This is a genomic window from Pseudomonas sp. CCC4.1 (assembly GCF_035019225.1).
In the GTDB taxonomy this organism is placed as follows: Bacteria; Pseudomonadota; Gammaproteobacteria; order Pseudomonadales; family Pseudomonadaceae; genus Aquipseudomonas; species Aquipseudomonas bubulae.
Map to the genome: position 1 here is coordinate 22434 of NZ_JASJWL010000016.1, position 15812 is coordinate 38245.

Sequence of the window (15812 nt, forward strand, 5' to 3'; positions counted from 1 at the left end):
AAGCCTGTCCGCTCTGGCCCGTGGGGCAAGCATTCTGATCACTACACTTTTTAATTATTGTGCAGTTCAGGAAGCTGATTTATGCCCCAAGCCTTGCATCGCCATACTCCCTTGCTAACCGCTTATGACCCTCGCGGGCTGGCCATCTGCACGGTGGCCTGTCATCGGCGCACTGCGGCGCAGGAACCTGAAGCGCGGATCAGCCGCCAGGTGTTTGGCCCCAGCGGTTTTTTGACCGAACAGTGGGATCCGCGTCTGGTGGCATTGCGCCGTAAAAATCCGACTACGGTGCCCAATCAGCGCAATCGATCTTCGCTGTCGGGGCGCCTGCTGCGCAGCGACAGTGTTGACCGCGGCGTGCGTATCAGCCTGGCAGGAGCGGGCGGGCAACTGCGCTTTAGTTGGGATGCCCGGGGTACGCGCAGCATCTGGGAATACGATGAACTGCTGCGCCTGAGCGCCGTATTCGAACAGGGCGCCGGAACTGAGGGTGCGCATTGTGTCGAGCGTCTGACCTATGCCGACAACAGCGCTGTGCATGCGCGCCAAAATGTCTGCGCCCGGCTGATCCGTCATGACGACCCTGCCGGCACGCTGTGGTTTGAGGGCTATGACCTGCTGGGGCAGGTGACGAGTCAGTCACGGCGATTCGTACGTGACGCATCCCAAGCGCCCAACTGGTCGCCGCAGGCCGGGTTGCGTGAGCAGCACCTTGAATCCCGAAGCTGGCGCACTCAATGGCGCCGTGATGCTGTGGGCCAGTTGGTTGAGCAAATCGATGCCCAGGGCAATCGGCAGCGTATGCGCCATGATGTGGACGGTCTGCTGGCTGCGGTGATGGTCAATCTCGGCAGCGGTCGCCAGCACAGTGTGGTGCAGCAAAGATCCTATAACGCGAGCGGCCAGATAGAAGTTGAACGGTCGGGCAACGGGGTAGTGCGTGCCCTGGCCTACAGCCCGTTGGATGACCGCCTGCAGCAACTGAAAACATGGCGCACCAGTAATCCGGGTGAAGCCTTGCAGGACTTGAACTATGTCTATGACCGGGTTGGCAATGTGCTGAATATCCGTGATGCAGCGCAACCTGTGCTGTGGTCTGATAATACCCGGCTGCAAGCATTGAGCACTTATACCTACGACTCGCTCTACCAGCTGATAGAAGCCACGGGCCGTGAAAACGCCAGCAATCTCAATGGCCCGCAGCTGCCCGTTGCTGCGGGCCTGGGTGCGGCCAACGGTCAGCGTATGCGTAACTACCGTCAGTCGTATACCTACGATGCAGGCGGCAATCTTGCCCGGCTGCAACACATGCCCAGCCACGGTTCTGGCTATACGCGACAGATGAACGTGGCTGACCACAGCAATCACGGCCTTGAACAAAAGTCGGGGCTGCCCGCCCGCCCCGGGCTGGCAAGCGGCTTTGACGCGAATGGCAACCAGCAGGTACTCGAACCGGGGCAGTGGCTGAGCTGGACCCTGCGCAATCAATTGCAGCGAGTTACCCGTGTCACACGCCAGGACGGTGCCAACGATGATGAGGCCTATGTCTACGACAGCAGCGGGGCAAGGGCGCTTAAAATCAGACAGTCCCATGGCCATCGTCAGCCCCGTCGTGAAGAGGTGTATTACTTGCCCGGTCTCGAAGTCCGGCGCAACAGCGCCACGGGCGAATGGGTGAATGTGCTGATGGTGGTCGGTGATCTCAATAGCGCGAGCATATTGCAGTGGGAGAAGGGGCGCCCCGAAAGCATCGATAACGAACACATGCGTTTGAGCCTCTCGGACCATCTGGGCTGCAGCATGCTGGAGCTGGATGGCTCTGGGCGGTTACTCAGTCAGGAAAGCTACTACCCCTATGGAGCCACTGCCTGGTGGGCGACGAAAAATACCCTTGAAGCCCGTTATAAATTTATTCGCTATTCGGGCAAGGAGCGCGATGCCAGCGGGCTTTACTATTACGGCTTGCGGTATTACGCACCGTGGCTGGCGCGCTGGATCAGCGCCGATCCGGGCGATGATATTGATGGCATGAACCTGTACGCGATGGCGCTGGGCAATCCCGTCGGCAGGGTCGACGAGCAGGGCCTGCTGAGTTCGGAGGCGGCTATTGGCCGGTTTGCCGGATTGCACTCGGCCATCTCCGGGCTGTCCAGGCAGATCAGGTCGCGGTGGCAGGCTTCGAGTGCCGCCGCGATTCGTGATGGGCTGGCAACCTGGATCAGTAATGTTGTCGGGGTGGGGGTCGACCTGGCCCTGTTTGAGGGTCGTCAACCGACTCACGGGCTCAATGTTGCCTTGCGAAGTACGGTAAATGCCATTGATGCACTGGCTGTCATGCACATGGGTACCGGGCTTTTTGCAAACTTGACTCACTGGAGCCCCTTTATCGGTTTTATTGCCGCAAACGTTACGCACAGGGGCTTTGAAATGCGAGGTGCCAGCGAGGGGGCGGGTTCTGATGAGGTTTGGGATCCCGTGGCTCGAGTGAGGCTGGCGGGGCATGTGCGCTCACTTACACGTGAAGTCCTGCAGCAGACCTTGAGAGGTTACGGTGACAGCGTGTCCTGGGGCCAGACCCCGGTAAGCTCCAGAGTCATGCGAACGATGATGAGCGCAGGTGCCTATGGCCTGGCTACTGTTCCCAACGCGGTCTATGGTCAGTTTGTGCCAGGGCCACTGCAGCCGAATATAGCCCCTGTGATCGAGGCTTATGACGGGGCGGCGGGTACTTACATTCGCGCAGGCCATCAATCTGCTCAGATGGATCGTCACGTGAATACGCTGCAGATCCCGCCAGGGATGGCCACGTTTCATGGAGGCATGAGCAGGATGTTCAATCAGACGTGGGTTTACTGGGCCGGGGTCGGGATCGAGGCCATCGCCGCGTATGTCACAGGTTCGCCGATAGCGCAGCAAAGTTCACGGGCCAGGGCCTGGGTGGGGGCTGCCAAAGGGGCGGTATCGGCACTGACCGAGGTGCGTGGGCTTTTGCTGCAAACGGCCAGAAGTGGTTACAACAGCCTGTTCAAGCGTTGGAGACCGGTCAAGCACTGATGATGGATAACCTGCGGCGGCGGGCCTGTTCGCGATGATAGTGCTCCGGTTTGGTGTGATACGCCACGCTGCCTGCACCGCAGGCATTGTGCTGCCCACGCTGTCTGAGGCTTGCCAGATCATCGTGGCAGCGCTTGGCATCAGGACAGAAATCCGCCATCTACATTCAGCGAGATACCCGTGGTGTAGCTCGATGCATCGCTTGCCAGATACAGCACAGCCCCGGCCATCTCGCCGGGGGCGGCGACGCGTTTGAGCGGGATGTGTTGCAGGGCGGTCTTGAGAATGGCGTCGTTGCTGACCAGCGCCGAGGCAAACTTGGTGTCGGTCAGCCCCGGTAGTAACGCATTGCAACGAATGCCGAACCCTGCACATTCCTTGGCAAACACCTTGGTCATATTGATCACCGCTGCCTTGGTCATCGAATACACACCCTGGAACACTCCCGGTGATACGCCGTTGATCGAGGCTACGTTAATGATGCTGCCGCCGCCGTGCTCGCGCATCAGCTTCCCTGCCTCCACGGACATAAAGAAATAGCCGCGAATATTTACATCGACGGTTTTCTGGAAAGCGCCAAGGTCGGTGTCCAGTACGTTGCAGAACTGCGGATTGGTCGCGGCGTTGTTGACCAGAATATCGATGCGGCCAAAGTCTGCGCGTATGCGCGCAAAGGTCTGAGTGATCTGTTCCATTTCGCCAATATGGCAGGCGATGGCAGTGGCCTTGCCGCCCTCGGCGATGATTGCATCGGCCACTGGCTGGCAGCCTTCGAGTTTGCGGCTGGAGACAATGACGTGGGCACCTTGTTGGGCCAGCAGCCTGGCAATGGCTTCACCGATGCCGCGGCTGGCACCGGAAACAAAAGCGATTTTGCCATCAAGGTCGAACAGTTGAGTCCTGGACATGTTGATTCCCTGTTATCTGGGGCTTAGAGGCTGGAGCGGCGAATGACGTTGAGGCTCATCTGCTCCAGCAGAGCGTTCATTTGTATGAACTGGGCAAAACGTTTGTCTGCGGTCTGGCCGTGGTAGTAGCGGTAGTAGATCTGTTGAACGATACCCGCCAGACGAAACAGGCCGTAGGTGTAGTAGAAATCGTAGTTGTCTATCTGAATCCCGGAACGCTCGGCGTAGTAATCCACAAATTCGCGGCGGGTCAACATACCCGGAGCGTTGCTCGGCTGGCGCCGCATCAGTTGCACCGGTGCCGGGTCATCCGCCTCGATCCAGTAGGCGAGGGTGTTGCCCAGGTCCATCAGCGGATCACCTAGCGTAGTCAGCTCCCAGTCCAGCACGCCGATGATCTGCATCGGGTTAGCGGGATCGAGGATCACGTTATCAAAGCGGTAGTCGTTGTGAACGATAGCCGGGGTCGGGTAGTCGGCTGGCATTTTGGCGTGCAGCCAGTCTTTTACTGCGTGCCAATGGGGTGCATCCGGGGTCAGGGCCTTTTCGTAGCGCTCGCTCCAGCCGCTGATCTGGCGCTGCACGTAGCCTTGCGGCTTACCCAGATCGGCCAGGCCGCAGGCGTTGTAGTCAACGCGATGCAACTCGACCAGTTTGTCGATAAAGCTCTTGCACAGGGTTCGGGTGGCGTCGGCGCCCAATGCCAGTTCCTGCGGCAGATCCGAGCGCAGGATAATGCCCCTGACCCGTTCCATGACATAGAACCCGGAGCCGATCAGACTTTCGTCGGAGCAGTGGGCGTAGGCCCTGGGGCAGTAGGGGAAGGCGTCCTTGAGCTGATTGAGGATGCGAAACTCGCGGCCCATGTCGTGCGCCGATTTGGCCTTTTGGCCAAAGGGCGGGCGGCGCAGCACCAGCTCTCGACCCGGGTATTCAATCAGGTAAGTCAGGTTCGAGGCGCCGCCGGGGAACTGGCTGATCGCAGGTTCCCCCACAAGGCCAGGAATATTTGCCTTGAGGTAAGGGTCAATGCGGCTGGCGTCGAGTTCTTCGCCGGTGCGGATGCGGGTGGACGAGTCGGTAAGCGCCATGTTTATCTCTTCTGTTTATAGTTGAGGCCTGACAACATTCGCTAATCTAATGGGAGGCCCGGGTCTCGACAAGTCGGCTGCTGCCTTAATAGGCAGGGCTGTTAGCAGGGGATCAGCGTCTTTGATGGCCACTGCCTCAATAAACCGCAGGGCAAAAAAAACCGAAGCGCGTGGGCTTCGGTTTTCGGTGCTGCGTGTGGCTTAGGCCGGGAACAGTTCGCTCAGTTTCATGGCCAGCATCATGTCGCCTTCAGCGCGCAGTTTGCCGCCCATAAATGCCTGCATGCCATCGGTTTCGCCGCTAACGATGCCTTCCAGGGTCTCGCCGTCCATCACCAGGGTGACCTGGGCGTCAGGGTTTTCACCTTCTTTGAGTTCACAAGTGCTGTCTTTAACGATCAGCGAGAAGTGTTTATCTTCATCGATGCGGAAACCAAAAACCAGGTCCAGGCCTGCAGCAGCGGCTGGGTTGAATTTGGCTTTCATTGCTTGAACGGCATCAGCTACAGAAGTCATGGTTCGATCCTTATATAGGGTGGAGTACGGCGGCCCGAAGGCCACGGTTGCCGACGCTCAACGATAGGTGATGAGTGACGGCGTCTTCAACAGTTGCAAATGCACATGACTGTTGAAGGAAGCCAGGGTGACCTCGCGGCCATGGAACTTGAGCTGGCTGAGCGAGGTATTGACGATTTGCCAGCCGAGCTTGAAGGCATCGGTGGCCGGAATTCGGGTCAGTATGTGGACCAGGGCCGTAATGGTGCCTGCAGAAGTGAACACGACAATGTTCTGCTGGCCCTTGGCAAGGTCGAGCAGGCTGTTCAGTCCGCGCTGGACCCGTTCGACAAAGCCCAGCCAGGTTTCCAGTCCAGGGGTATCGTAAGTGCCACTGAGCCAGCGCTCGATGATCAGTTCGAAAATGCGCTGGAACTCGGCCGGATTGTGGGCGGCATTGTTCATCGCCGTCAGGGCCTCTGGCTCGTCCGGCAGCAAGCCGGGAAGCAGGGCATCAAGGATGGCGTAAGCATCGAATTCGTTGAAGGCAGCGTCTGTTTCCAGTGTAGGGGCGGGCAGCCCGGCGGCGTGCAGTTGTGCCAGGGCATGGCGTGCGGTGTCTTGCTGACGTGTCAGATCACCGGCCAGGCAACGGTCAAAGCGCAAATTCAGTTCGGCCAGATGCTGACCGGCAATTTGCGCCTGGTGCACGCCCAGTGGTGACAACTTGTCGTAGTCATCTGCACCAAAGGAGGCCTGGCCATGTCTGATCAAATAGATGCTGCCCACGTGCGCGTCATTCCTGAGCACTGAAAGTCAGGCGAGGTTAGGAGGATGGCAAGTGGCTGTCAATGAAAAAACATACGCTTGTTTGAATTGCTGCCAATGCCCCTGATCAAGGTGTTTCACGGCTGGCAGGCCCCGGTTGGCGTCGGTATGCTGGTTGCCATTGCGCGGCCCTGACCCTCGGGCTGCAATCGTTTTCAAGGAGAGGCTGTGGAATTTCTTGCCGAGTACGCCAGTTTTCTGGCTAAAACCGTGACTCTGGTGGTCGCCATTGTGGTGGTGCTGGTGACTGTTGCTGCATTGCGTGGCAAAGGGCGCCGTTCTACCGGGCAATTGCAGGTCACCAAGCTCAATGATTTCTACAAGGGCCTGCGTGAACGCCTGGAGCAATCGCTGCTGTCCAAAGACCAGTTCAAGGCACTGCGCAAGCAGACTGCCAAGGCCGACAAAAAACTGAAAAAACAGCCAGAAACCAAGGCAAATGTCTTCGTGCTGGATTTTCACGGTGATATCAAGGCTTCGGCGACAGAAAGCCTGCGCCATGAAATTACTGCCTTGCTGACCCTGGCCAGGCCGACTGACGAAGTGGTGCTGCGTCTGGAAAGTGGTGGTGGCATGGTGCACAGCTATGGCCTTGCGTCGTCGCAATTGGCACGTATCCGTCAGGCAGGCATTCCGCTGACGATCTGCATCGATAAAGTTGCTGCCAGCGGTGGCTACATGATGGCTTGTATCGGCCAGAAGATTATCAGTGCACCGTTTGCAATTCTGGGTTCCATCGGTGTGGTGGCGCAGTTGCCCAACGTCAATCGCCTGCTCAAAAAGCACGACATTGATTATGAAGTGCTGACGGCGGGCGAGTACAAGCGAACGCTTACGGTATTTGGCGAAAACACTGAAAAAGGTCGTGAAAAGTTCCAGCAGGACCTGGATATCACCCATCAGCTGTTCAAGAACTTCGTGTCCAAGTACCGCCCGCAGCTGGCGATTGATGAAGTGGCGACCGGCGAAGTGTGGCTGGGCGTTGCTGCGGTCGATAAACAGCTGGTCGACGAATTGAAAACCAGCGATGAGTATTTGTCCGAGCGGGCCGCGAATGCACAGCTGTATCACCTGCACTATGCCCAGCGCAAAAGTTTGCAGGAGCGTGTGGGGCTGGCTGCCAGCAGTTCGGCGGAACATGTTGTTGACTCATTGTGGAGTCGTTTGACCCAATCACGTTTCTGGTGATTAGTCAGGCGCTGTTGTAAGTTTTACAACAGCGCCTGCGTCTGTGTCTGGTGCGGTAGTTAATTATCGTTTAAAACATGTTTTTTAATAAATAACCTGATTCTTTATCAAGTATTCAGCCGACTATTTTTTAGTGTTGTCTATAAGCTGAAGGCACGAATCCCTATCGAGCCTTTACCATGACCGATGCTATTAGTTATCCGTTATCAGAGTCTGAACGATCCGTTGTCGACTATGCCCGTCGATTGGCGAATGTGCCGGTTGAAAACCAGCACGAAACCTATATTGCGGGGTTGCTTGCACCTTGGTTTAAATATGCGTCGCCGATGTTGCGCGAAAGATTACTTAACAGTTTCAAATTAGGGCAAATGGCTCAGCGCGAGGTCGCGCGCGTGCTGGCCCAAATCAAGCCGATAGAGTCGTTCGCCGAGCCGTTGCTCAAGGAGGCGCTGAAGGCACGTGGCTGGACAGATGCTGACCCCAAGAGGTATGGCATAAAACAGGTTCGCTTGTTGAGTAATCTGTTGCTGTTTTTTGCTCGGCAACAATTCAGGCTAGTTGATTCTCTGATCCAGCTTGCCTTGCCCGAGAAGTTCACACCTGAGTCATTGGAGCTGAACCTGGTATCGAGCGTCAGTCATCACAGCCTGCTGCAGGCAGCGTTGCAGAACTATGAGGCTTTTGAGGCTGTTGAAGGCGGCTTCGACCAGGGGTCGTGCATTTATGCACTCAGAGGTACGCAGCAGATTGAACAGGCCGAATTAAAGCCCGAAGGTTTTGCGCAGATCTGCCGTGACCTGAACCTGGGCATGCAATATCAATGGCATTTGACGCGTGTGTTTGAACCGGCGGATGATAATTGGCCTGCCGACAATGCCAATTCAAAGGCGTATAAGTTGCAAGCTGTATTTGTGCAGAATCTGCGCCAGGAATTTGCCTGCGCCTTGCATGTGGCCTATATGAAGGCGGAGGTCACGACACAATCATATAACTATATATTGAATTTTTTGATTCCGCCGGGTGCTCTCTTTTCGTATATTCACTCAGGTCATAGCACGCTTCAAATCATGGGCTTTGAGGTTCCCGGAGTTATTGTTTTTTGGCCGCAGAGAAAACCGGCCGAAGAGGCGCAGCCCTGCATACTTTATTTGCCGAACAGTTCCGGCACGGCGTTTCACGAATTCGAGTCGTTTGATTTATTAAAGGCGACGCTGCGCGAGTGGTTAAAAAATAGCGTCTTTGCCACGTATTTCTTTCACTTGGTTCCCTTGCGTTACCGCGCCGAGTTTATGCGGCGCACGGACTTGAAAAATATAACCTGGGATTCGTTGTTGTTACGCCGCCCACCGATCATCAATGAACCTGCATTGATGTCCGAAACCCGGCATCTGCCCAAGTTTGACGATCCATTTTTGATTGCCTGGGGGCTGCAGCTGGCCAAGATTAAAGATGATGCCAGGTTGCTGATCGTCCCCACGGAAGATGAAGACTCTAAAAGTCGTTTGGCACGTCAGGCCTCTTTCTTGAATCTGGGGGTGAGCTTGTTGATGGTTGCGTTGGGTTTTGTCCCGGTTCTGGGTGAGATCTTGCTGGTAACCAGTGTCATGCAACTGGGGGTTGAGGTGTATGACGGTATCAAGGCGTGGCAGCGGGGAGACCGGGCCGCCGCGCTGGAGTACTTGTTCGATGTTGCCGAGAATTTTGCGCTGGCTGCCAGCAGCACTGCAGCGGCAAAAGCACTCAGGCCATCGCCGGTCGTGGATGCACTGGTTGCAGTCACGTCAGTTAAAGGTCAAAAACGATTGTGGCGGCCGGATCTCAGGCCCTACCAATACCCAAACCTTGCGCTGGGTGATGCCGAGCCCGATGCGCGAGGGCTCTATAGCATGGGTAACAAGCAGTTTATCAAGCTGGAAGACAAGGTGTATCAGGTCAAAATCGATACTGCGACACAAAGGTGTCATATCCAGCACCCAACCGAGCCGTACACCTACACACCACGCGTCAGGCATAACGGCAGCGGTGCGTGGGTGCATGAACTCGATGATCCGATACAAATGTCGCGTATGCAGTTGTTCCGTCGGTTGGGCCCTGCGGCCCAAGGGTTATCGGACGCTATGGTCGAGCGTGTGCTGGCTGCATCCAATACCAGTGATGATGCGTTGCGCAGGCTGCACATGGATAACCTGCCGCCACCTCCTGCGTTGGCAGACAGCATGAGGCGCGTGCAGTTGAGTCAAATGATCGAACGCTTCATCGTACAAATGCAGCAGGGGGGCAAAGTGTCTACCGATACTGCGCAATTGCAACTGGAGCTGTTGACTCGTCTTGAGGGCTGGCCTGCGGACAGAGTTTTACGCGTGGTGAACATGCGCGGGTCCATGGTCATGGAGTACGGGCCTGAAGTGGAGTCTTCGCATCCCCGCCTGCAAGTTACCGAAGCCCAGATCAAGAACGCAGAATTGCTCAAGACCACGCTGGAGTCTTTCTCCTCGGCGCAAATCGAGGTTTTGTTGGGGCAATCTGTCGATAGCCTTGAGCAACAGGAACAGGCATTGGCGCGCCAGTTGGGTCGCTTTGCCCAAGCTACAAAGTCTGACCTGTTCTCGCATCTGTATAAACGGGGCGAGGTGGTGACAGCCCGGATGGAGCTGTTGCAAAAACAGTTTCCGAGTTTGCCGGCAAGTGTGATGGGCGAGTTGATGGATCAACTTGCCCCGGCCGAAATGGCAACAGTGCAGAGCACCGGGCGCCTGCCGCTGCATATTCTGGAAGAGGCGCGCAGCTACACGCAGGTATTGCGTTTGAACCGGGCACTGGAGGGACTCTATTTCGAGGCTCTAAGTAACGTTGATAGCAATACATTGGCATGGCAAACCCTTACCCACTTGCCTGATTGGCCGACCAGTCAGCGCTTGGTATTGCGCGACAGAGCCACAGGTCAAGTACTGAGCTCCGTAGGTAATCCGTTGTCCAGATACAGCCAGGAGATTTTTAAAAGCGCGGGCGAGTACCATTTTTTGGGCCTCGCGACAGATGATATATACAGCAGCCCTTATCTTTGCAGATGTGTGGCCAAAGCCTTGCCGTCTTCCGCGCGTATGTCACTTGGGCTTCCCGACACTGACCCGGGGGTGTTTTTAAGCTGGAAAATTGCATCCCATGCGGCCGGTCATCGCGCGCAAAGTGCCAATGCGCTGGGGATGCAGCAGGTTAAACCCTGGTTCAAATCGCCCATGCGCCTGGCCGATGGGCGGGCAGGCTACAGGCTCAGCGGTCGCTCAGGCCATGCCGCGCAAGCGAGCAGGCCATTGGTGATAAAGGATCTTGTGATGGATCTTTTTCCGTTGATGAGTGAGGAAACGGTCAGCCAGTTTTTATACCATCTTGAACTTTCACCTGCGTTGAAAACCCGGGTACTGGCCAGGTTCAAGGCCGAACTTCAAACCTTGCGTAGCGATCTTGAGCGCTGGGTGGACTCGCCGGTCTGGAGTCAGCGGCGCAATGGCCCGCGGGTACTGGTGACGACCCAGGACAAGCGTGCAATCAGCCAGGCTTTGCTCCATGTCTGGCGCCGACAGACCGCAACCGTGAGCGTGGGTGAGCACACCGGATATGTGCTGAACCTCAATAGTTGGCCAGTTGATTGCTTGCCTGAGATATCGGCAGATTTTTCCCATGTCAGTGCACTGCACTTGAGCAACTCACCCAATGGAAAGTTTCCCGGTTCATTTTTGGAAAAGTTTCCCAACTTACGCATCCTGTCCCTGAAAAGTAACCAGCTCAGTGAGTTGCCCGTGGAAATTGCCGGTATGTCCGAATTGGTCAACTTGAACTTGCAGGACAATCATATTGTATTGAGCGGGCGAACCGCTTCGGCTCTGGCGGGACTGACCCGGTTGAAATCTTTGAATTTAACGGGAAATCCCTTGGGCAGGCGTATTTCGGTGACTCGCATGGTTGACCTTGAGCGTTTGTATCTACGCTACAGTGGTCTGCTGACTTGGCCTGAAGGGGTTGAGTCGCTCAGCCACCTGCAGACCCTGGATATGCGTGACAACAATATTAGTCGCATTCCACTGGAGGTTTTGTCACCTGGCAGAACAGCGATCAATAGTGTTACTCACCTGCATGACAATCCTTTGAGTGCCGACTCGTTACGCCGCCTTGAGAATTATCGGCGAGAGTACGGCATCAGTTTTGGTATTGCTCCGCGACGTCGGCATGTTGACCAGGTACGCGGCATCTTTCACTGGGCGTCCCGGCCAACGTTCTCAGAGACGCGTGTATGGAACAGCTTGAGGGATATCGCCGGGTCGAGTGATTTTTTTCGCGTGCTGGAAGACCTCAGTGCGTCCTCCCAGTATTTGCATGGACGTGAAAGTTTAAGCCAACGGGTCTGGCAAGTTCTCAATGCCATGCACGATTTCAGCGAATTACGTAACCAGCTGTTTGAGGTTTCAGCCAATCCCAATACCTGCGCCGATGGGATTCCGATGATTTTTTCGGATCTTGAACTTCGTTACCGGATCTTTATTGCGCAAAGCTCGGTCAATGCCGAAGCAGAGCTGCTGCAACTGGCACAAGGACTTCTGCGGATCGAACTGCTGGATAAACATGTACAGGGGGTTGTTGAGGCGCGAATTGCTGCAGTCCATGCCGAGCAATCAGAGTACGTGCGCCAATTGCAGGGCTTGATCGATGAGGTCAGCCCGGATTTTGCATCTGAGCCCTTGGCGAACATGACGGCGGAGGAACAACAGGGTGTGGCCTATCGTTTGGGTTCGGCACAAGCGCTGCGTCTGGCGCAGAGGCTCAGCCCGGCTGATTTGCAGGCGCGAATTGCAAAGGTTGATCCGCTGGAGATACAGATGTTTTATCAGGTCAAACTGGCTGCTGACCTTGGCTTGCCGGCGCGGCCCAAGAGCATGATTTTTGAAAGAGTCGCCAATGTCACGCTCGAGCAGCTTGAAGCCGCCAAGCTGTATGTTTTGACTGAGGATACAGCGCAAGCGAGGATTGCTTACATTGAAAAGCAGGGGTTCTGGGAGCGCTTTCTGGAGAAGAAATACCCCGAGCATTTTCAGTCGGTTGACTCACCGCTGCATGAACGCATGCAGGGGCTTTACCTGGCTAGGGAGAGGCTGTCCAGTCAGGAGTATGTGTCGAAAACCCAAGCTGTAGGGGAAAGTCGTTTGCTGGCCAGGCAAGAACTGATCAGCCAGTTGACCCGTGAAGAAGTTGAAAAACACCCTTTCGAGCAGGAGCAATCTTGACCCTGCGCAGGGTTATGCAGGCGCTGGCCCTGGGTAACCAGGGCCAGCCACAGCATCAGCGACGACGGAACAGCGGCATCGGCTCGTCGGTTGAAGACTGGTAGGTCACCGAGAAGTCCTTGAGGCCTTCCAGCGCTTCGTAAGGGTCTTTATCGGCACGGATGGCGAATGCGTCAAAGCCACAGCGATGCAGATAGAACAACTGGTCGCGCAGAACATCGCCAATGGCGCGAAGTTCGCCTTTATAACCATAGCGGTCACGCAGCAAACGGGCGTTGGAATAACTGCGGCCATCAGTGAAAGCCGGGAAGTTCAGGGCAATAACCTGAAAGTTCGCCACGTCCTCGCCCAGCTCTTCAGCTTCTTCGTCGCTGTCCAGCCACACGCCCAGGCCGCCGTCGCGGGCCTTGAGTGCGTGGCCGTGTTCGCGCCACATCACCAAAGGCACGATCAGGTCGTCGCAATTGGAGATTTCGTCAAAGCTGGTTTCCTTGGGCAGCAAGTGCCAGGTTTCATCGATGACCTGGTTGTTCTTAATTATTCGCTGCATAGACGCGCTCCTTGAAAGGGTCAATGCCGATACGCTGGTAGGTATCGATAAAACGTTCGTCTTCGGTACGTTTTTCAACATAGACGTCGATCAGCTTTTCAATCACATCCGGCATGGCGTCCTGGGCAAAGGACGGGCCCAGAATCTTGCCGAGACTGGCATCACGGCTGGCACTGCCACCCAGGGATACCTGATAGAACTCGGCGCCTTTTTTATCTACGCCGAGAATACCGATATGCCCGACGTGGTGGTGACCACAGGCGTTCATGCAACCGGAAATGTTCAGGTCCAGTTCGCCAATATCGAACAGGTAGTCCAGGTTTTCAAAGCGGCGCTGGATCGATTCGGCAATCGGGATCGACTTGGCGTTGGCCAGGGAGCAGAAGTCACCACCAGGGCAGCAGATCATGTCGGTCAGCAAACCGATGTTGGGCGTGGCGAACCCATTTTCGCGCAACTCGCCCCACATGGTGAACAGCTGGCTCTCTTCGACATCGGCCAGGATAATGTTCTGCTCGTGGGAAGTACGCAGTTGGCCAAAGCTGTAACGGTCGGCCATGTCGGCGATGGCATCCCACTGCTTGTCGGTCACATCGCCCGGGGCTACACCTGTAGGTTTGAGCGACAAAGTAACGGCGACATAGCCCGGTTTTTTGTGGGCCAACGTGTTGCGTACGCGCCAACGGGCAAAACCCGGGTGCTGCTTGTCGAGTTCGGCCAGTTCGGCGCCGAAGTCGGGCAGGGCTTTGTAGTCAGGATCGACGAAGTGCTTGGCGATACGCTGCACTTCGGCTTCGGTCAGGGTGTTCGAACCGCCGCGCAAGTGAACCATTTCGGCCTCAACACGCTCGGCGAACACTTCAGGCGTCAGCGCCTTGACCAGAATCTTGATCCGCGCCTTGTACTTGTTGTCACGACGGCCATAGCGGTTGTAGACACGCAGGATGGCCTCGAGGTAGCTCAACAGGTCTTGCCACGGCAAGAACTCATTGATGAAGGCACCGATTACCGGGGTACGGCCCAGGCCGCCACCTACCAGTACACGGAAGCCCACTTCGCCGGCGTCGTTGAGCACCGGCTCCAGGCCGATGTCATGCACTTCAATGGCTGCACGGTCAGATGTCGAACCGTTGATTGCAATTTTGAATTTGCGTGGCAGGTAGGCGAATTCCGGGTGGAAAGTCGTCCACTGACGCACGATTTCGCACCAAGGGCGCGAATCGATCAGTTCATCCGCCGCAACACCGGCGAACTGGTCGGTGGTGACGTTGCGCAGGCAGTTGCCGCTGGTCTGAATGGCGTGCATCTGCACGGTGGCCAGTTCTTCCAGGATGTCCGGGATGTCTTCCAGCGCAGCCCAGTTGAATTGCACGTTCTGGCGGGTACTGATGTGGGCATAGCCCTTGTCATAGTCACGAGCGATTTTGGCCATCATTCGCGCCTGACGCGAAGTCAACTGGCCATAAGGCACAGCGACCCGCAGCATTGGGGCAAAGCGTTGAACATAAAGGCCATTTTGCAGGCGCAGGGGGCGGAACTCTTCTTCGCTCAGCTCACCTGCCAGATAGCGTCGGGTCTGATCCCGGAACTGCTTGACGCGGTCCTCGATGATCTGCTGATCGTACTCGTCATATACGTACATATAGGTCCTGTTCTCAGGCTGCTAACAGCTTATCTGCGCGCACGGCCGCGCACTCCCCAAGGAGCGGGGCACGATACCAGTTTGTAGTTATGCGCAAAAGTGATGTTTAAGCATATGCAAAGAACCAAAACGACTATAAGCGTTTGATTCTCAATCCCTTACTTGTGGGAAGGGCATTGCTGGACTTAACTGTTTTAAGGACTTCAAGCAATCACCCATAAAACCGAAAAAAGGCGATGCGATGAGTACTCCAGTCAAAGCGCGTAAAAGCGACAGCAAGGTCGATGCATGGGCCATTTTCTTTCTGATCATTCTGGTGGTTTCTACTGCCGTGTACTGGGTCAGCCACCAGTAGCAAGCGTGCAAGGTCGAGGCTGATCAGGCGGATGTAGCCGCTAAAGAGCTTGTCGACATTACCTGGTGCCGCCCTCGCTGCCGTTGGCATGCTCAACAATGCCAACGTTGTGCATGGCCCCCCCAGGCCTTTGCGTGCCCGGCACTCAGGTACGCGCTGCCAATTTGCGTCCCTAAACCCCCGCCAGATGAACCACCAGCGTGACGATCCCGTACAGGGTCAAGGCAAACACCAAGGTAAATAGCAGCCCCATGATAAGGAAGTGGGAGGCTTTTCCGTGGGAAAAATCCCGAGTCCTGTTTTTTCCGCTTTGCACGCCAAAGGCAGCGGCCATGACGCTGTGCAGCATTTGCCAGAAGCTCGGCGGCTTGTTGTCGGCAGGATCGTTCATAGATGCCTCGGCTGTCTGAGGTTGGAACGGCTAC

10 protein-coding genes are annotated in these 15812 nt (G+C 56.0%); 3 read left to right on the forward strand and 7 right to left on the reverse strand.

Features of this window, described 5'->3' with window-relative positions:
• Positions 1–81 precede the first annotated feature (81 nt).
• Entirely contained in the window at positions 82–3054 is a 2973-nt protein-coding gene (locus QN377_RS09120; RefSeq protein ID WP_322212983.1) for an RHS repeat-associated core domain-containing protein, read from the forward strand.
• Positions 3055–3194: 140 nt separating this feature from the next.
• Here QN377_RS09120 and QN377_RS09125 read toward each other — a convergent pair whose 3' ends face one another.
• From QN377_RS09125 to QN377_RS09140, 4 genes are all read right to left on the reverse strand, one after another.
• Positions 3195–3962, reverse strand: coding sequence for an SDR family oxidoreductase (locus QN377_RS09125; protein WP_095018034.1), 768 nt, complete (start codon positions 3960–3962; stop codon positions 3195–3197).
• Positions 3963–3985: 23 nt separating this feature from the next.
• A complete protein-coding gene (locus QN377_RS09130; protein WP_095018033.1) occupies positions 3986–5053 on the reverse strand; it encodes a phosphotransferase family protein in 1068 nt (355 codons plus the stop codon).
• 201 nt (positions 5054–5254) lie between these two features.
• The gene (locus QN377_RS09135) at positions 5255–5569 is read right to left on the reverse strand and encodes an SCP2 sterol-binding domain-containing protein (RefSeq protein WP_095000408.1); all 315 of its coding nucleotides are present in this window, start codon (positions 5567–5569) and stop codon (positions 5255–5257) included.
• A 57-nt stretch (positions 5570–5626) separates the two neighbouring features.
• Entirely contained in the window at positions 5627–6337 is a 711-nt protein-coding gene (locus QN377_RS09140; protein WP_095018032.1) for a histidine phosphatase family protein, read from the reverse strand.
• Positions 6338–6544: 207 nt separating this feature from the next.
• On the opposite strand from QN377_RS09140, the gene sohB reads away from it, so the two are divergent.
• Together sohB and QN377_RS09150 are read left to right on the forward strand one after the other, a co-directional pair.
• Entirely contained in the window at positions 6545–7564 is a 1020-nt protein-coding gene (gene sohB, locus QN377_RS09145) for a protease SohB (RefSeq protein WP_095000406.1), read from the forward strand.
• Between the two features lie 179 nt (positions 7565–7743).
• On the forward strand, positions 7744–12840 hold the full coding sequence (locus QN377_RS09150; protein ID WP_323567621.1) for an NEL-type E3 ubiquitin ligase domain-containing protein: 5097 nt from the start codon (positions 7744–7746) through the stop codon (positions 12838–12840).
• Between the two features lie 55 nt (positions 12841–12895).
• On the opposite strand, the gene QN377_RS09155 is transcribed toward QN377_RS09150, so the two are convergent.
• The 3 genes from QN377_RS09155 to QN377_RS09165 all read right to left on the reverse strand — a co-directional run bounded on the left by QN377_RS09155 (position 12896) and on the right by QN377_RS09165 (position 15778).
• The gene (locus tag QN377_RS09155; protein ID WP_095000404.1) at positions 12896–13390 is read right to left on the reverse strand and encodes a DUF934 domain-containing protein; all 495 of its coding nucleotides are present in this window, start codon (positions 13388–13390) and stop codon (positions 12896–12898) included.
• Complete coding sequence (locus tag QN377_RS09160) at positions 13374–15032, reverse strand: nitrite/sulfite reductase (protein ID WP_322212978.1); 1659 nt, start codon at positions 15030–15032, stop codon at positions 13374–13376. Before QN377_RS09160 ends, QN377_RS09155 begins: the two co-directional genes overlap by 17 nt.
• A gap of 527 nt (positions 15033–15559) precedes the next feature.
• Positions 15560–15778, reverse strand: coding sequence for a DUF2970 domain-containing protein (locus tag QN377_RS09165; protein ID WP_095000403.1), 219 nt, complete (start codon positions 15776–15778; stop codon positions 15560–15562).
• Between the last annotated feature and the right edge of the window lie 34 nt (positions 15779–15812).